We start from the raw sequence: 17,986 nt of genomic DNA on the forward strand, positions 1-17,986 counted from the left end.
GAAAACAGCGATTTTTTCATTTTCCCTGCAGCCTCACGCCCTCGTTTTCCTTCCTTACACTACAAAAATAATTTTTATCTAGTTTAACTTCGCCTTCAAAAACATCGTTAGCTTGTAGGATAAGATGATAGCAAACCACTTGGAGAATTTTACGGTAAAAAATGCCGAAGAATTAGGATTTATTCCTAATAAATCAACCACTGCTCTTGCCATCACTTCAAGAACAAAAAATTCAAGGAACTTTAACTGTACTTTTTTTAATTTACAATGAGTTATCCTAATTTTTCAGTTATCATAACTGCTAATCTAATACAGCACCTAAAAATAATTAGCTCCCACATTTTTGTCTACTACACCTATATTTTGGGTTAAGTCATGATAAAATCAAATCTCGTCCAGTGCCGATAGGTTTCTCCTGCCTTTAACATTCCACCTAATGCTTGCCATTCTTGATGATTGGGGGTGTCTGGTAGGGCTTGGGTTTCTAGGGCAATGCCAGCGTAATCTTGATAATAACCGCCCTGTCGTTGTGCTGTGCCAGATAAATAATTGCCTGTATAAACCTGCAATGCGGGCTGTGAGGTGTAAAGCTGTAATTGTAGGCTTTTATCAGGAGCGAGTAAACTGGCGACAGGTTGGTTTTCAATATGGCGTTGATTGAGTAAAAAAGCGTGATCATAGCCTTTGGTAAGTTGTTGTTCTCCTTGTAAAAAATCTTGAGCAATGGTTTTCATTTGACGAAAATCAAAACTAGTGTTGTTTACCGAGGTTAAAGCTGCTGAGGGTATGCCTTGTTGATCCACTGGCAAATAATAATCCGCATTGATTTGTAAATAATGTTGACGTATATCTTCGCTTTGTTGCCCATTTAGCAAATTAAAATAAGCGTGATTAGTTAAACTTAATGGCGTATCTTGATCACTATAAGCAGAATATTCAATCTCTAGCCAATTTTGTTGGCTTAAATGATAAACAACGCTTGCTTGTACATTGCCACGAAATCCTTGATCCCCATCGGGGGAAAATAAGGAAAATTTTGCAAAATTCTGACCGCACTTTTCTATTTGCCAATAACGTTTATCAAAGCCTATCGGTCCTCCATGTAATTGATGTTCTCCTTGATTCGCCTCTAACTGAATGCATTGCCCTTGCCAATAAAATTGGCTATGGGCAATACGATTGGCATAACGTCCTATGCTTGCCCCTAAATAAGCAGATTGCTGATCGTATTGTTCTGGCGGACAACCCAGCAACACTTCTCGATAATTACCCTGTACAAGCAGTTGACAAGAAAGCCAAGTTGCCCCCCAATCCATTAGACTAATCTGCATACCTTTCTTATTGTTCAAAGTAATAATATTAGGATTTAGCATAGCCTTACCCCTTGGTAAGCCTGGCAAACGTAAAAATCTTCTTTTAAACCTGTTTGCCGTTGATAATTATCCGCAATGATTTTACGCACTGCCTCAACCTTATGCTGTGGCGCTAATGCCACTACACAACCGCCAAAACCGCCACCAGTCATTCTTGCTCCCCCTTCATTGCCAATGGCAAGTTGTGCCAATTCAACGAGATAATCTATTTGTGGTACGGTAATCTCAAAATCATCACGCATAGAATCGTGGGATTGTGCCATTAGCTTGCCTAACTGTAATAAATCCCCTTGTTGTAATGCCTGTACCACCGCCAATACTCGCTGATTTTCGCTAATAACATGTTTGGCTCGTTTCGCCATTTGCATATCCAATGCCTTTAATTCTTGTTCTCGTTGTTCAAATTGAGCGAGCGAAACGTCACGCAAAGCGTTTACACCAAAAAATTGTGCCGCCTGTTCACATTGTTGTCGCCGTTGGTTATATTCGCCATTAACCAAATCATGCTTAACATGGGAATTAATAATCATCACTGCAAGTTCTTGGGGAACAGGAACGGGCTGAATGGCGAGAGAACGACAATCAATCATTAATAGGTGATCCTGTTGCCCTAAAGCGGAAATTAATTGATCCATATTGCCACAATTTGCCCCCACAAATTGGTTTTCCGCTTGTTGCCCAATTAGCGCTAATTGAGTATCCGTTAAAGGCAATTCCCCCAGTTGCTGACAAAATTTTGCCACTGCCACTTCAAGGGAAGCGGAAGAACTTAGCCCCGCCGATAAAGGAACGTCACCACAAATCACTAAATTTGCCCCTTGCTTAAACTGTGGACAATGCTGTTGAATAAATTTAACCACACCTCGCACATAACCTGTCCATTTTTGTTCTATAACAGGCAAGATTGGTTCCTTCAGGGAAAAACAATCCCATTGTTCAAAATCAGCCGCATACACCTTGAATTGGTAATCATCACGTTTCTCCCCCACCACCGCTGTACCATAATTAATAGCACAAGGCATTACAAAGCCATCATTATAATCAGTGTGTTCGCCAATAATATTTACCCGTCCCGGGGCATACACTGCTAAATTTGCTGTACGATGAAATTGTTGGCGAAATACTTGTTTTGCACGTTCAACTTGTTGCATACCTTATTCCTTTTATTAAATATTTATTGCTCTTTATAATGTTTATCACTTAGCGATCTTAAGCGTTCTGCCGCTTGCTCTGCGGTAAGATCTCGCTGACTTTCTGCCAGCATTTCATAACCCACCATAAATTTTCTTACCGTTGCACTGCGTAATAAAGGCGGATAAAAATGGGCGTGTAATTGCCAATGGCGATTATCCTGTTGATTAAAAGGCGCACCATGAAAGCCCATAGAATAAGGAAAAGAGGTTTGAAATAAATTATCATAACGGCTGGTGAGTTTTTTTAATGCTAAGGCAAGATCTCGTTGTTGGACTGGCGCGAGTTGGGTTAATTGTTGGATAGGACTTTTTGGCAATAATAGGGTTTCAAAAGGCCAAACTGCCCAATAAGGCACAACGGCAACCCAATGCTCGGTATTTACAACAAGGCGTTGTTTTAACTCCAGTTCCATTTGAACATAATCTAACAGCATCACTGAACCTTGCTGCTCAAAATAAGCTCGTTGAGTACGATCCTCTTTGACAATTTCATTAGGTAAAAAACTGTTTGCCCAAATTTGCCCATGGGGGTGTGGATTAGAACAGCCCATTGCCGCCCCTTTATTTTCAAAAATCTGCACCCACGGGTAACGTTGCCCTAATTCATTTAATTGTTGTTGCCAAGTGTCAATCACCGCCTCAATTTCGGCTAAGGACAAAAGGGGTAAGGTTTTGCTGTGATCAGGCGAAAAACAAATCACTCGGCTTTCTCCTTGAGCAAGTGCGGTCTGAAATAAAAAATTTTTGGCTGGTAGCGGTGTTGGTGTATCTGTCATTAATGCCGAAAAATCATTTTTAAACACAAAAGGTTGTTGATAATCTGGGTTGCGTTCTCCTGTAATACGTTGATTAGTTGGGCATAAATAACAATGGGGATCGTAACTTGGGATTTCTTGTTGCTCCATTTTTTCTTGTTGACCTTGCCAAGGGCGTTTAGCACGATGAGGAGACACTAATACCCATTGATCAGTAAGTGGGTTATAACGGCGATGAGGGTGTTCGGTAGGATCAAATAATGTCTGTTGCATAGCCTGTCCTCGTTTAAAAGCAACGAAATGAAAACGATTACAAAATGTCATCATAAGATAACAATATTTTTTGCAATAAACTGTTAGCTCGATCACAAAATCATATTTATCATTGCTTCCTTGAATAATTTTTTGTGAGCTAGCTTAGATTTTTCACAGTAAAGGTTTTCATCTTTAGTCCAAATTCACTATGATACCCATAAAATGTTGAGCCAAAAATCAAGGAACAAACCATGATTACCATCAAAGAGGTTGCCAAACAAGCGGGTGTTTCTGTTGCCACTGTTTCACGCGTATTAAATAATCACTCGTCCGCTAGCCCACGTTCTCGCCAAGCGGTACTTAAGGCAGTTCAACAATTAGGTTATCAACCCAATGCCAATGCACAAGCCTTAGCCTCACAAACGAATAGTACCATTGGGGTTGTGGTTACTGACGTTACCGATGCTTTTTTTGCTATTTTGGTCAAAGCGGTGGATCAAGTGGCTGAGCAATACCATAAAAATATTTTAATCGGCATTGGTTATCATAATGCTGAAAAAGAGAGGGAAGCGATAGAAACCTTGATTCGTAAACGTTGTAGCTGTTTGGTAGTTCACTCAAAAGCCTTAGATGATCATACCCTTGCCCAATATTTACAGCAAATACCGGGTATGGTTATCATTAATCGTACCATTCCCCACTATGAACAACGTTGCGTAAGTTTAGATAATCAAAAAGGCACATTTTTAGCCACAGAAAGCCTTATTCAACTAGGGCATAAACATATTGCTTATATTGGTTCTAGCCATAAAATTACCGATGAAAAAGAACGTTACCGAGGTTATGTTAATGCCTTATCCCATTATCATTTGCCATTAATTGATTATGCCGTCGCCCAAGGTTCGCCTGATTTTGAAGGTGGCGAACAAGCGATGATTCATTTATTAAGTTACAACAAAAATCTTTCTGCGGTTGTTGCTTATAATGACAGTATGGCAGCGGGTGCATTGTCAGTATTGCATGAAAACAACATTAAAGTACCACAGCAATTTTCAGTGGTTGGTTTTGATGATATGCCTATCGCTCGTTATCTTATCCCCAAACTTACTACCATTCGTTATCCTATTGATTTAATGGCAAATTATGCTGCTAAATTAGCGTTAAGTTTAGTCTATCAAGAAATCAAAGTAAATCGCCCTATCCAATTTAATCCGACTTTAGTACGCCGTTTTTCGTTAGCAAGCCCACATTCGGAGACACAGACATAAACAGTAGCCATATACCCATAAAATTTGTGAGCTAGCTTACAAATTTACAATTTATTTCTGTAATCGTTTTCATAATGTGAAAGAGATCACATTATTTTAACAATAAACAGCGTATGCTAAATACGCAATTTAGCATTGACCTTTGAGTATCAATTAGGGAGAACCCATTATGAAAAAAGCATTACTCAGCACCCTCGCATTATCTGTTGGTTTAAGCTTAACCTTGAGTACAGTGGCAGAAGCGAAAACCCGTATTGGCGTAACCATTTATAAATACGATGATCCATTTATGACCCTGATGCGTGATGAAATTCGCAAAGAGGCAGGAAATTATCCGCAAATTGAATTATTAATGAATGATTCTCAAAATCAGCAAGGTGTGCAAAATGACCAAGTGGACACCATTATTTCTCGTGGTGTTAAAGCCCTTGCCATTAATTTAGTCGATCCAAATGCCGCCCCTACCATTATCGCTAAAGCTAAATTAGAAAATTTACCTGTGGTTTTCTTTAATAAAGATCCAGGACCTCGTGCTATTGGTAGCTATGAACAAGCCTATTATGTCGGCACAGATCCAAAAGAATCAGGTATTATTCAAGGCGACTTAATCGCTAAACAATGGAAAGCCAATCCCGATTTAGACCTTAACAAGGACGGTAAATTACAATATGTGTTACTCAAAGGGGAATTAGGACACCCTGATGCGGAGGCGCGTACACGTTATGTGATTGAAGAATTAAATCGCCAAGGCATTCAAACGGAAGAATTGTTCTTAGCGGGAGCAGAATGGGATACCGCTAAAGCTAAAGATATTGTGGATTCTTGGCTATCTGGACCGAAAAAAGACCAAATTGAGGTCATTATTTCCAATAATGATGGTATGGCATTAGGGGCTTTAGAAGCCACCAAAGCACAAGGTAAAAAATTACCAATCTTTGGCGTTGATGCCTTACCTCGAGCTTTAGAATTAATTAAATCTGGCGAACTAGCGGGAACAGTGTTAAATGATGGTGTTAGCCAAGGTAAAGCCGTTGTACAACTCTCCCAAAATCTTGCCGCTGGCAAAAACCCAACGGAAGGAACACAATGGCAACTTGAGGAACGTGTAGTACGTATTCCTTATGTTGGCGTAGATAAAGATAATTTAGCGGAGTTCCTAAAATAATAGAAACAAACTGAGGGGAATTTCTCCCCTCGTTTATTGAACCTTTAATAACTTTATTGAGATTGACCTATGATAACTCAATCTGTTCCACAAGGAGAAATCTTACTCACAATGACCAATGTGAGTAAATCCTTTCCCGGGGTTAAAGCCCTTGATAAAGCCAATTTAACTGTACGATCTCATTCAGTCCACGCCTTAATGGGAGAAAATGGTGCAGGAAAATCCACTTTGTTAAAATGCCTATTTGGTATCTATGCCAAAGACGAGGGGGATATTTTATTTCTGGGGAAACCTGTTGATTTTAAAACCTCAAAAGAAGCTTTAGAAAACGGTATCTCTATGGTGCATCAAGAACTCAATCTTGTTCGCCAAACCACTGTGATGGATAACCTTTGGCTAGGACGTTATCCAACCAAAGGCTTATTTGTGGATCATAGTAAAATGTATCAAGAGACCAAAGCCATTTTTGATGAATTAGATATTCATATTGATCCCAAAGAAAAAGTCGGCAAACTATCCGTATCACAAATGCAAATGATCGAGATTGCTAAAGCCTTTTCTTATAATGCCAAAATTGTGATTATGGACGAACCGACATCATCACTTTCAGAGAAAGAAGTGGCCCATTTATTTAAAATTATTGATAAATTAAAACAACGCGGCTGCGGTATCATCTATATTTCCCATAAAATGGACGAAATTTTTAAGATTTGTGATGAAATTACCATTTTACGCGATGGCAAATGGATTAACACTGTTCCTGTCGCTAGTTCTACTATGGATAGCATTGTGGCGATGATGGTAGGACGAGAACTTACCCAACGTTTCCCAGAAAAAACCAATCAACCGAAAGAAGTGGTGCTTGAAGTAGAACATCTTACAGCGAAAAATCAACCCTCTATTCAAGAGGTATCTTTTCAATTACGCAAAGGCGAAATTCTAGGAATTGCAGGGCTTGTGGGGGCAAAACGTACTGATATAGTAGAAACCATTTTTGGTGTGCGTGAACGAGCAAGCGGGCAAATTAAACTGCATGGAAAAATAATGAAAAATCGCACCGCACTTGAAGCAATTAATAATGGTTTTGCCTTAGTTACCGAAGAAAGACGTTCAACGGGGATTTATGCCAACTTAAACATTGAATTTAATTCGCTAATTTCCAATATGAAATCTTATTTAACCAAATTTGGGTTATTAAGTAATAAGAAAATGAAAAGCGATACCCAATGGGTGATTGATGCAATGAATGTTAAAACACCATCACATCGCACCAACATTGGCTCATTATCAGGGGGAAATCAGCAAAAAGTGGTTATTGGACGTTGGTTATTAACACAACCTGAAATTCTGATGCTTGATGAACCAACAAGGGGGATTGATATTGGTGCTAAATTTGAAATTTATCAATTAATTATTGATCTCGCTAAAAAAGATAAAGCGATCATTATGATTTCTTCTGAAATGCCTGAATTATTAGGGGTTACCGATAGAATTTTGGTAATGAGTAACGGTAAAGTCGCTGGTATCGTAGAAACCGCCAAAACGTCCCAAGAAGAAATTTTACAGCTTGCTGCCAAATATTTATAAGGAAAATAATTATGTCAGGGTTCACAACCAATAAGTCATTAGACTTTTTCAAACAAAATGCCATTTATTTTGTGCTACTGATTTTACTTCTTTTCATTATTGCACAAGATCCTTCTTTTCTAAGTTTAAGGAATTTTAGTAATATCCTTACCCAATCCTCTGTTCGCTTAATTATTGCCTTAGGAGTAGCGGGTTTATTAGTAACGCAGGGGACGGATCTTTCCGCTGGACGACAAGTCGGGCTTGCAGCGGTTATCTCTGCCACCTTGCTACAAGGTATGGATAGCTTTAATAAAGTCTTTCCTGACTTAGGCGAAATTCCAATTCCAGTGGTTATTCTTATTGTATGTGCCATTGGTGCAATTATTGGTATGCTCAATGGCTTAGTCATTGCTTACCTCAATGTTACCCCTTTTATCGCCACCATGGGAACAATGATTATCGTCTATGGCATTAATTCACTTTACTATGACTCAGTAGGCGGTTCTCCTATTTCAGGCTTTACTGAAGGCTTTTCTACTTTCGCACAAGGCTATTTTACCCTAGGCACATTCCGCCTGTCCTATATCACCATTTATGCCACGATCGCTGCAATTCTCGTCTGGATTTTATGGAACAAAACTCGCTTTGGTAAAAATATCTTTGCTATCGGTGGTAATCCCGAAGCCGCTCGTGTTTCAGGTGTCAATGTTGCTCGCAACTTAGTGGCAATTTATATGATTGCAGGCATGTTCTATGCCTTTGGTGGTATGCTAGAAGCTGGGCGAATTGGTAGTGCAACCAATAATTTAGGCTTTATGTATGAATTAGATGCTATTGCCGCTTGCGTTGTGGGAGGTGTTTCATTTGCAGGTGGTGTAGGTACGGTTATCGGCGTTATCACAGGGGTCATTATTTTCACTGTTATTAACTATGGTTTATCCTATATTGGCGTAAGCCCTTACTGGCAATATATCATCAAAGGTAGCATTATTATTCTTGCAGTGGCGATTGATTCCTTAAAATACGCTAAGAAAAAATAAAGCTCAAAAAAAGTATAGTCGTTTCAATTTCAAATAAGACAAGGCGGTACGGCGAGACGTACCAATACTGTATCATTTTAAAGTGGAGCGACTATAAAAAATCTGTACTTATTTAAGTACAGATTTTTTTATGAATTAACGTCTTGGTTGCATTTTACTATGCCCTTGCTGTTGCATTGGTGCACCACCGCCCATACCGCCACCTTGATGAGGCGGATTCCACCATGGAAATAAACAACAAGCATTTAAAAATAATGTCAACGTCAACACTGTTGTCATTGATAACCACTTTTTCATAATATTTTCCTTTTTGTATTATCAAAGTATAGTCGTTTCAATTTAAAATGAGACAAGGCGGTACGCCGAAGACAGTACAAGTAGTACGGCGAGGCGTACCAACGCTGTATCATTTTAAAGTGGGACGACTATATCAGTATATCCGAGCAAACTTAAAGCAAATATAGCATTCATTAAAATAAAGCAAGAGTAAGAAAAGACTATGTTTATTTTTTAATTATAGTCATTTCATTTTAAAATAATACGGTGTTGGCATATCTACTTTGTACTGCATTCAGCGTATCACTAAATTGAAACGCTATAAAAATAGCATAAAAAATATTAACTAAATTGAATATTTATTATTTGAATAATGATAAAAAGGATAAAGATTGAAATGGCGCACCCGAAAGGATTCGAACCTTTGACCGCTCGGTTCGTAGCCGAGTACTCTATCCAGCTGAGCTACGGGTGCGTTGTGTGAAATTCTGTAAACCGCTCATTGAACCATATTTATTCTAGAGTAAAAAATAAAATGGCGCACCCGAAAGGATTCGAACCTTTGACCGCTCGGTTCGTAGCCGAGTACTCTATCCAGCTGAGCTACGGGTGCTCTGAGTAAATGGCGGTGAGAGAGGGATTCGAACCCTCGATGGAGTTTTTGACCCCATACTCCCTTAGCAGGGGAGCGCCTTCAGCCTCTCGGCCATCTCACCGCAATCGGTTTGTGGGCGGTATAATACTTTCTTTTGAAAATAAGTCAAACCCTTTTTTTACACTTTTAATTTGTTTGACTGATTTATCTACAAAAATATCATTTTTTGTTTAAAATCGCCCGCAGATTAGCAAAATTACGTTCGGCTTTTTGTTGACGTTGTTGCTCGGTTAATGCAGGTTTATCATGTTCCCACTGTAAATCATCTTGCGGTAACTCTAACAAAAAACGGCTCGGTTGCGGTTTAATTAATTCGCCAAACTGACGGCGTTCTTTGCATAGAGTAAAGGTTAAACTTTGCTGGGCTCGGGTAATACCCACATAAGCCAACCGCCGTTCTTCCTCTACATTATCTTCATCAATGCTGGTTTGGTGTGGTAAAATTCCCTCTTCCATACCAATTAAATAAACGTGAGGAAATTCTAATCCCTTTGAGGCATGTAGGGTCATTAATTGCACTTGATCACTTTCATCATCGTCTTCATTGCGTTCCAGCATATCTCGCAATGTCAAACGAGTAACCACTTGATTTAAGGTTAAAGGTTCATTAAATTCGTCGCCCTTTAACATATCGGCAACCCATTCAAACAATGTAGCGACATTACGAGCCTGCATTTCCGCCATTTTGGGGCTATTAGCTTGTTCATACAAATATTCTTCATATTGCAACCCGGCCAACATGGATTTTACCGCACGCTCAGGCTCAGAGCGCAATATTTCATCATTCAATTCCACAATCCAGCGAGCAAATTTTTGCAGCGCATCATAGGCTCTTGGCGTAACAAATTGAACTAATTCCGCAGCAAAAATGGCTTCAAATAAACTGATTTGCTTTTGCTGAGCTAACTCCCCTAGCTTTTGCAAGGTTACAGCCCCAATTTCACGTTTAGGTGTATTTACAATACGCAAAAATGCCGCTTCATCGTCTTGATTTACGAGCAAACGTAAATATGCCATCATATCCTTAATTTCTGCCCGAGAAAAAAAGGACGTTCCTCCCGAAATTTTATAAGGAATTCGGTTTTGCATTAACATTTTTTCTAGTAAACGAGATTGATGATTACCACGATAAAGAATGGCATAATCCTTATATTTGGTTTTATGGGAAAAGCGATGAGCAATTAACTCGCCTACCACACGCTCCGCTTCATGCTCTTCATTTTTTGCCTCAATAACTTGCAATAATTCGCCTTGAGTTAAATTAGAAAATAATTTCTTGCTAAAAATATGCTCATTATTTTCAATTAAAATATTGGCACTATGCAAAATCCGCTGGGTGGAACGATAATTTTGCTCAAGTTTAATGACCTGTAGACTTGGAAAATCATCACGCAATCGCATAATATTTTGCGGTTTTGCCCCCCGCCAAGAATAAATGGATTGATCATCATCACCCACTACGGTAAAACAAGCTCGCTCGCCCACCAATAATTTAATCAATTCATACTGGCTGGTATTGGTATCCTGATATTCATCAACCAACAAATAACGAATTTTTTGTTGCCATTTTGACCGAACTTCTTCATTTTGCCGTAATAATAGCGTGGGCAACATAATCAAATCATCAAAGTCCAAGGCATTATAGGCTCGCATTTGTTGTGCATAACGCTGATAACATTGAGCAAAATATTGCTGTTTAGGCTCTTGAGCAAGCGATAAAGCCTGTTCTGGCAAAATCAAATCATTTTTCCAATAAGAAATTTTTGACACCAAAGTACGTAAAAAGTCCTTATATTCCTCGCCTAACTTATTCTCTACCTCGCTGGTCAATTCTTTTAATAACGCCAACTGATCCTGTTCATCAAACAAGGTAATACTGCTTTTTAACCCTAAATGACGATGCTCACGCTTAATTAAATCAAACCCTAAGGTATGAAATGTGGAAACAATTAATCCTCTGCTTTGCGACTTACCAATAGAATGTGCCACTCGTTCTCGCATTTCTCTAGCGGCTTTATTAGTAAAGGTAACTGCCGCAATTTGGCGTGGTAAATAGCCACAATTTGCTACCAAATGGGCAATTTTATTGATAATAACGCGCGTTTTCCCCGAACCTGCTCCTGCCAAAACAAGGCAAGCTCCATTGACACTTTCAACAGCTTGTTGTTGTTGTGAATTTAATTTCATCATCATTTATCTTGTACTAACACATAAGGCAATAACGCCGTATCCAATAAAAAAGAAAGGGGTAAATCTAAAATAGGCAAGCCCCATTTTTTCGCCATGGCAAGATCATATTTCGTCCCCGCATAAGCCCCATAAGGCTCATTAGGATTAATCAAACTCACGATAGTGCCACAACCCGATAAGCTAAAAAGTGCGGTCAATATAAGAAAAATTTTTTTCATTACAAACCTTCGCTTAAAAAAGAATGGAGGTTATTATAGAGGATCTTTAGTACTTACTTCATCTTGTTTTTACTGCGTCCAAAATATTTTAAAGAGGAAGAAAGATACTTGAATTTTTTCCCAATAAGCCACATTATAGAACCAGATTTTAAAATAAAACAGAGGGAAAATCAGACGATATGAACGCCATTCAATACCTAATCTTAACCATTATGGGGCTTTATGCCTTTATCTTGATTTTACGCACTTGGTTACAATATTGCCGAGTGGATTTTTATAATCCTATTTCTCAAACCATTGTTAAACTCACTCAACCAGTGTTAAGTCCTTTACGCAAAATTATCCCTAGCTTAAATAATATTGATTTAGCAGCACTTTTTGTGGCTTTTATCCTTTGTTCATTAAAATACCCTGTCTTAAATTTTCTTGTGGGGCAAACTACAATAAACTGGGGCTTAGCATTGCTTATTGGGGCATTAAGCGTGGTAAAAACCTTTGGCGAGCTGATCTTTTGGGCAATTTTAATTCGCGCGATTATGAGCTGGTTTAGTGGTGGTAATAGCCAAGCTGAATATTTACTCTATCAAATTACAGAACCTTTATTAGCCCCAATTCGCCGGATTTTACCCCGTACAGGTATGATTGATTTCTCAGTGATGATACTGGGCTTTATTCTAATTTTTGCCAATAAATTAGGTTATGATTTTTTTGGTACATTATGGTTATTGGCTTGATTATAGTCGTTCCGCTTTAAAATGATACAGCGTTGGTACGCTTCGCCGTACTACTTGTACTGTTTTCGGCGTACCGCCTTGTCTCATTTTAAATAAAAATGGTTATATAGTCGTTCCATTTTAAAACGGTGTAATGAACAAAATAGTTGCTAATAATAATTTTTCCAAGTTGTTAGCAACTCTTTTTATTAAAAAATCCTTTATAAACATAATATTACTCTCTCTGCTTAACCCATTATGATTAATTAATTTTCGCTTAAGTTCACTAAATAAGTATTCTAACCGGTTTGTTGTTTTTTCAGTATTTAATTCCGCATGTTTTTCAAAGGTAAATAAATATTTTTCCGACCATAGTAGGTAATTGATTGAATAATATAGCCTTTTTTTCTTAACAGATTTAATGCTGTTTGATAATAAATCTCTTTTTCTATTTTCACAATTTGATGATACATCACTTTTCCTATGAGACTATCCATTAACACTAACACACCAAAATCTCGCTTAAAGAAAGTTGTATCCATAATAATATTTAAATGTATTGATAGAGGGGGAAGTTGTTTTAGGGGCTTTATCAATATCTCTTTGGATTGTTTTAACAGAACATTGATATTTAATTGCAAGCTCTTTATATGTTTGTTTTCCTTGAGAATAATGAAGCCAAATTTCAGAGAGATTTAATTTATTTTGAAAGATAAAGGCTTTATTACAATGATGGCATTTATAGCGTTGAATATTATTTTGAGTGCCATATTCAGATTTAGGCAAAAAGGACAAGTTTTTTGTTCATTTTCAAAAAAGTGAGTTAAGGCCTTGCACTATAAGGCTTAAACTCTCTTTTTTCCCCATATTTTTGACCATTACACTGAAAATCAGTTGCCCAACGTGCGAAACAGGAAAAATCGGCGACCTAACCGAAAATATTTTAAAAATCAACCGCACTTATACCGTTATATTATCCAAGCTATTTTATTACTTGATAACAAGGTACATAATCTTCGCCGCCCGGTAATTTCATACGATGTTGTACCACAAAATCTTGTAACACTTGATCCACTTTTTCCATTAGATGTTTATCGCCATGCAGTTTAAAAGGCCCATATTGTTCAATTTGGTCAATGCTGTCTGGTTTGATATTGCCTGCCACAATGCCAGAAAATACTCGGCGTAAGTTAGCGATTAAACTCATTGTGGATTGTTCAAGATGTAAATCTAGGCTTTCCATATTTTGGTGCGTAGGAATAAAAGGTAATTGAAATTCCTCTGGAATTTTTAATGACCAGTTAAAGCCGTAGGAATCGTTATTGGCTTGTCGCTGTTGCTTGATAAGGTGCATAGATTGACGCATTTTTTGGGCAACGGTTTCAGGATCATCAATAATAATTTCATAGAGTTGTTGCACCTCTTTACCAAAAATCTCCGCCACAAAACGATCAATGGTAGCAAAATAATCTTGGCTTTCTTTTGGACCTGTTAGGATTAATGGCAGATGTAGGTCTTTGTTAGCAGGGTTCAGTTTGATCCCTAAAATATAGAGAAATTCTTCAAATGTGCCGGGACCCCCGGGGAAAATAATAATACCATGCCCCATACGCACAAACGCCTCTAAACGTTTTTCAATATCTGGCATAATAATTAATTCGGTAACAATCGGATTAGGTGGCTCAGAGGCAATAATAGAAGGTTCAGTAATACCAATAAAACGGTTGTTTTTATAGCGTTGGTTAGCGTGTCCAATGGCAGCTCCTTTCATTGGGGCTTCCATTACACCGGGTCCACAGCCAGTAACAATATTTAATTCACGCAAGCCTAATTCCAATCCCACTGCACGACAATATTGGTATTCAATTTGGTTAATGGAATGTCCGCCCCAACAAACGATTAAGTTTGGTGCTTCGCCTACAATTAAGGCTTTGGCATTACGTAAAATGGCAAAAACTTGGTTGGTAATGTATTTGCTATCTTGTTGATTAGTGGGGTTAAGGCGTTGACTTAGTACATTAACAAATAAAATATCACGTAATACAGCAAACAGATGATATTGGATATTGCGGATCATTTGATTATCCACAAAAGCATCAGCAGGGGGATTGTGTAGTTCAAGGCTGACACCACGTTCTCGGGCAATAAGATGAATATCAAAATCAGGGTATTTTCCCAATAGTTCACGGCTATCATCAGTAACCGCCCCTGAATTGAGTACCGCTAAAGAACAGTTGCGGTAAAGGGTATATAAATCCGATTTGGCTTTGGCAAGCAGTTCCACTTCCAAATGCGAAAGCTGATCCATACTGCCTTTGGGATTAACGTAATGAATAGACATAATACTCCTTTTGTTTGCTTAATTATTGACGAGCGAGCCTTAAGTTTAACGGAATTTCCTCAAAATTTGAACGGAATGGGTTAATATCTAAGCCCCCTCGCCGAGTATAACGGGCGTAAACTGTCAATTTTTCAGGGCGAGCGAAGTGCATAATATCGTGAAAAATCCGTTCAACGCATTGTTCGTGAAATTCGTTATGTTGGCGGAATGAAATAATATAACGCAATAAAGGCTCAGGTTGAATTTTGTCGCCAATATAATGAATTTGTAATGAGCCCCAGTCAGGTTGTTGGGTAATCAGGCAATTTGATTTGAGTAAATGGCTGACGAGATATTCTTCAACTTTTTGCCCTTTAAGGGTGCAATGCTGTAAGTAATTGGCATTGAATTGATAATTTTCAATATGAATATCTTGTTCATCAATACAAGTGCCTTGTAGTTGATGAATGGTTTGCCCTGTGAAATCATGAAGTTTGTGTAGCTTTACCCTTACTTCGCCTTTGGCACAATGTGCTAAATCTTGAGCGAGAGTCTGTTCTAGGGCTTGCATATTGGCAAATTTATGTTGATTAAGGCTATTGAGGTAAAGTTTAAAACTTTTGGATTCAATCAAATTTTGTGAGCGAAAATCAAGCTGAATATCGCCAATGGCAACTTGTGGCAATCCTTGGGGATTAAGCCAAGAAATTTCAAACGCTGTCCAGAGATCAGCCCCATAGCGAAAGGGAAGTTGTTTTTCAATCCCTAAAGCGGAACGGTTTAGTTGACGAGGCACAGCTTGTAATAATTGTGGATCATAGTGATGTTCATATTGGGTGTGGGCTTGTCCGAGTTTGAGTTGATCTAATGAATGATGTTGATAGGTCATAAATATCCTTGTTCCCCTTTATAGTCATTCCACTTTAAAATGATACAGCGTTGGCACGCCTTGCCTTATTCTAAATTGAAACAATGATAATTCCAAGATAAGTTAGAAATCAGGCGGCAAGTGTCGCATTTAAAATAAAATTGTTCAAATAATGGGCTTGCAAGTCGCCAAGATTGTTGGCATTTGGGGCAACAACGCTGTTGCTCGCTGGCAAGATCCTGTCCGCCAAGCCGATAAAGATAATAATAAGTGGGAATATGAGTAAGTTGCTCAATTTGTTGCACAAGGGCATAGCCATGTTTTGCCAGCGGGCTATCAAGCTGACAAAGTTGATGTAAAGCTTGGCTTTCTAATACCGCCCCATTCATTTGTAATTGATCGCAGGCTTGCCAGTTTTCTTGCCATTTAATGATATCCATACTCAAGTGCGGTTGGTTTTTTAATTGTTTATAAAGCGGAATGGGGAGAAAATTGTCGCCACTGTGCAAGGGCGAGCTGGTGTGTAAGTAAGTGGTGTAAAGCATTTGCCACGAGGGCGTAGCCTGAAAACAGCTTTGATCAGAATTGAGATCATCAGCCACAATTTGTAGGCTATCAAGTTGCAATCCCTTTTGTTCCGCTTGGGCAAGGGCTTGATTAACCAATAGGTTATTGTTTTCACTGAGCAAGCTACTTTGTTCAGGACAAATCACTCGCAAGCCGATACCTAAGACTTTCTCTTGTTCAGCATTAAATAGGGGGATTTCTCGCCCAATAATTTGCCCATTATAACGCCATTGTTCCACAACTTGATTAACAGCATAATGTTGTGGCGAGGACAGTGGTGTTTTGCCTTGATAAGCAAAAAACACGTCAGTAACATACATAAATTTTCCTTGTGTAGGCAGATAAGGGAACATAATGGCAATGGCACTTTCTGCCATTTGCCTTTGCTTGTAATGGGCGAAGATTAAAGGATTTTATGGCGTGAGTAAACCCATTAGATAAATAAATCAATAATTTGTTGGGCTTGTTCAATGTAATCCTTTTGTTGATGTTGGATAAGATGTAATAAGTAATATAACTGATAAATGGGCTTACGTTGTAAATAGTCGCTGTCAAGGGGATAGACTTGTTGATAGCCTTGATAAAATTCACGAGGAAAACCTTGTAATTCCGTTAAGGCTAAATCACATTCCTTATCGCCCCAATAACAGGCTGGCGAATAACAAACAATTTCTGCTTGCTGAGCGGAATTGTTTTGGTAAAGAGGAATACAATTTTTTTGCCATAATGCCCCTTGTAATAACGCAGGGACAGGGTTATGTTTGGCTAATTGATGAGCGATTGCTTGGGTAATTTTATCAATATCGGCAAAATAAATGCCTTGTTCTTGACATAATTGTAATTGCCAACCGATGCGTTGTTCGCTGAAAAAGGTTGCCCAGTTACTTTTCCATTCATTAGGTTGATAGACTTTGTCTAGCCAAGTATCAAAATCCAAACCGTATTGTTGTTGCTGTTGCCATTGGTGCAATCCTGCCAGTTGGCGACCAAAATGTTTTAGGCTTTCAGCGGATAAATGAGAAAACTCAAGGGAATGAAAAGGACGAAACGCCTCTAATAAAATAAAACTTTGTTGCTCTGTACAGCCTACGCCATAAACACGAGGCAAAGAAAGGCGTTGAGTTTTGGCTAACAATGCCAGTTGATCCGCCTCGGCACGAAATTTAGAGCGATAACTGCGACTTGCACATTTTACCAAAACAGGTTGAATACCGTCATCAATAAGCCAGCGTTGTTGATAAGGTTTATCTTGGATTTGTTGTTTATGTTTAATCACATAATAAGCCCCAAATTGTTCAGCCAGTATTTGCGAAATGGTTTTCCACATAAATAACCCCCTGATTTTATTTTTACCAGATTGTTTTGATAATAAAAAGAAATGACAAAATATACTGTGATAGAGGTCAAATTTTTCATTATTGGTTAGCCATAAAATGAATAATTTTTGCTAAATCGTCCCTTTTACAGTCAATAATGAAATATGTTACAATTTCGCACCGCACTTTATTTTAGTTTTCGCAAGATAAAGTGCGGTCATTTTTTATAAAATTTTTTATTGCAC

Annotated in this window: 16 protein-coding genes, 3 tRNA genes and 1 pseudogene; 5 read left to right on the plus strand and 15 right to left on the minus strand. The window is 38.3% G+C overall.

The window, feature by feature from the left end:
- Positions 1–17: 17 nt before the first annotated feature.
- From A6A20_RS10185 to galT, 4 genes and pseudogenes are all read right to left on the minus strand, one after another.
- Positions 18–282, minus strand: a pseudogene (locus A6A20_RS10185) (IS1595 family transposase); the annotation flags it as partial.
- Between the two features lie 86 nt (positions 283–368).
- The gene (gene galM, locus A6A20_RS10190) at positions 369–1,373 is read right to left on the minus strand and encodes a galactose-1-epimerase (protein ID WP_279573319.1); all 1,005 of its coding nucleotides are present in this window, start codon (positions 1,371–1,373) and stop codon (positions 369–371) included.
- Complete coding sequence (galK, locus tag A6A20_RS10195) at positions 1,367–2,524, minus strand: galactokinase (protein WP_279573320.1); 1,158 nt, start codon at positions 2,522–2,524, stop codon at positions 1,367–1,369. Before galK ends, galM begins: the two co-directional genes overlap by 7 nt.
- A gap of 23 nt (positions 2,525–2,547) precedes the next feature.
- On the minus strand, positions 2,548–3,594 hold the full coding sequence (galT, locus tag A6A20_RS10200; protein WP_279573321.1) for a galactose-1-phosphate uridylyltransferase: 1,047 nt from the start codon (positions 3,592–3,594) through the stop codon (positions 2,548–2,550).
- A gap of 233 nt (positions 3,595–3,827) precedes the next feature.
- Here galT and A6A20_RS10205 point away from each other — a divergent pair, with 233 nt between their 5' ends.
- From A6A20_RS10205 to mglC, 4 genes are all read left to right on the plus strand, one after another.
- A complete protein-coding gene (locus A6A20_RS10205; RefSeq protein ID WP_279573322.1) occupies positions 3,828–4,844 on the plus strand; it encodes a substrate-binding domain-containing protein in 1,017 nt (338 codons plus the stop codon).
- Positions 4,845–5,013: 169 nt separating this feature from the next.
- Positions 5,014–6,009, plus strand: coding sequence for a galactose/glucose ABC transporter substrate-binding protein MglB (gene mglB, locus A6A20_RS10210; RefSeq protein ID WP_279573323.1), 996 nt, complete (start codon positions 5,014–5,016; stop codon positions 6,007–6,009).
- A 69-nt stretch (positions 6,010–6,078) separates the two neighbouring features.
- Positions 6,079–7,596 carry a galactose/methyl galactoside ABC transporter ATP-binding protein MglA gene (mglA, locus tag A6A20_RS10215; protein ID WP_279573324.1) on the plus strand — a complete coding sequence of 506 codons (1,518 nt, stop codon included), beginning with the start codon at positions 6,079–6,081 and terminating at the stop codon, positions 7,594–7,596.
- 11 nt (positions 7,597–7,607) lie between these two features.
- Complete coding sequence (gene mglC, locus A6A20_RS10220; RefSeq protein ID WP_279573325.1) at positions 7,608–8,618, plus strand: galactose/methyl galactoside ABC transporter permease MglC; 1,011 nt, start codon at positions 7,608–7,610, stop codon at positions 8,616–8,618.
- A 135-nt stretch (positions 8,619–8,753) separates the two neighbouring features.
- On the opposite strand, the gene A6A20_RS10225 is transcribed toward mglC, so the two are convergent.
- From A6A20_RS10225 to A6A20_RS10250, 6 genes are all read right to left on the minus strand, one after another.
- Complete coding sequence (locus tag A6A20_RS10225) at positions 8,754–8,915, minus strand: hypothetical protein (RefSeq protein ID WP_279573326.1); 162 nt, start codon at positions 8,913–8,915, stop codon at positions 8,754–8,756.
- Between the two features lie 377 nt (positions 8,916–9,292).
- Positions 9,293–9,369: transfer RNA gene (locus tag A6A20_RS10230), tRNA-Arg, on the minus strand.
- 61 nt (positions 9,370–9,430) lie between these two features.
- Positions 9,431–9,507: transfer RNA gene (locus A6A20_RS10235), tRNA-Arg, on the minus strand.
- Between the two features lie 10 nt (positions 9,508–9,517).
- A tRNA-Ser gene (locus tag A6A20_RS10240) sits at positions 9,518–9,610 on the minus strand.
- A gap of 98 nt (positions 9,611–9,708) precedes the next feature.
- Complete coding sequence (gene rep / locus A6A20_RS10245; protein ID WP_279573789.1) at positions 9,709–11,736, minus strand: DNA helicase Rep; 2,028 nt, start codon at positions 11,734–11,736, stop codon at positions 9,709–9,711.
- A gap of 2 nt (positions 11,737–11,738) precedes the next feature.
- Positions 11,739–11,957: a YceK/YidQ family lipoprotein gene (locus A6A20_RS10250; RefSeq protein WP_279573327.1), complete on the minus strand. Its 219-nt coding sequence runs from the start codon at positions 11,955–11,957 to the stop codon at positions 11,739–11,741.
- Positions 11,958–12,136: 179 nt separating this feature from the next.
- On the opposite strand from A6A20_RS10250, the gene A6A20_RS10255 reads away from it, so the two are divergent.
- Positions 12,137–12,691, plus strand: coding sequence for a YggT family protein (locus A6A20_RS10255; RefSeq protein WP_279573328.1), 555 nt, complete (start codon positions 12,137–12,139; stop codon positions 12,689–12,691).
- A gap of 305 nt (positions 12,692–12,996) precedes the next feature.
- Here the strand turns inward: A6A20_RS10255 and A6A20_RS10260 are convergent, their stop codons facing one another.
- The 5 genes from A6A20_RS10260 to A6A20_RS10280 form a co-directional block, all read right to left on the minus strand.
- Positions 12,997–13,212 carry a transposase gene (locus tag A6A20_RS10260; RefSeq protein ID WP_279573329.1) on the minus strand — a complete coding sequence of 72 codons (216 nt, stop codon included), beginning with the start codon at positions 13,210–13,212 and terminating at the stop codon, positions 12,997–12,999.
- A gap of 440 nt (positions 13,213–13,652) precedes the next feature.
- A complete protein-coding gene (ppnN, locus tag A6A20_RS10265) occupies positions 13,653–15,011 on the minus strand; it encodes a nucleotide 5'-monophosphate nucleosidase PpnN (protein WP_279573330.1) in 1,359 nt (452 codons plus the stop codon).
- A 22-nt stretch (positions 15,012–15,033) separates the two neighbouring features.
- Positions 15,034–15,879, minus strand: a complete 846-nt coding sequence (queF, locus tag A6A20_RS10270) for an NADPH-dependent 7-cyano-7-deazaguanine reductase QueF (protein ID WP_279573331.1) — start codon at positions 15,877–15,879, stop codon at positions 15,034–15,036.
- Positions 15,880–15,944: 65 nt separating this feature from the next.
- Positions 15,945–16,745, minus strand: a complete 801-nt coding sequence (locus A6A20_RS10275) for a Zn-ribbon-containing protein (protein ID WP_279573790.1) — start codon at positions 16,743–16,745, stop codon at positions 15,945–15,947.
- A 113-nt stretch (positions 16,746–16,858) separates the two neighbouring features.
- The gene (locus A6A20_RS10280) at positions 16,859–17,752 is read right to left on the minus strand and encodes a fructosamine kinase family protein (protein WP_279573332.1); all 894 of its coding nucleotides are present in this window, start codon (positions 17,750–17,752) and stop codon (positions 16,859–16,861) included.
- Positions 17,753–17,986 lie beyond the last annotated feature (234 nt).

Source organism: Volucribacter amazonae, from assembly GCF_029783845.1.
Lineage (GTDB): Bacteria > Pseudomonadota > Gammaproteobacteria > Enterobacterales > Pasteurellaceae > Volucribacter > Volucribacter amazonae.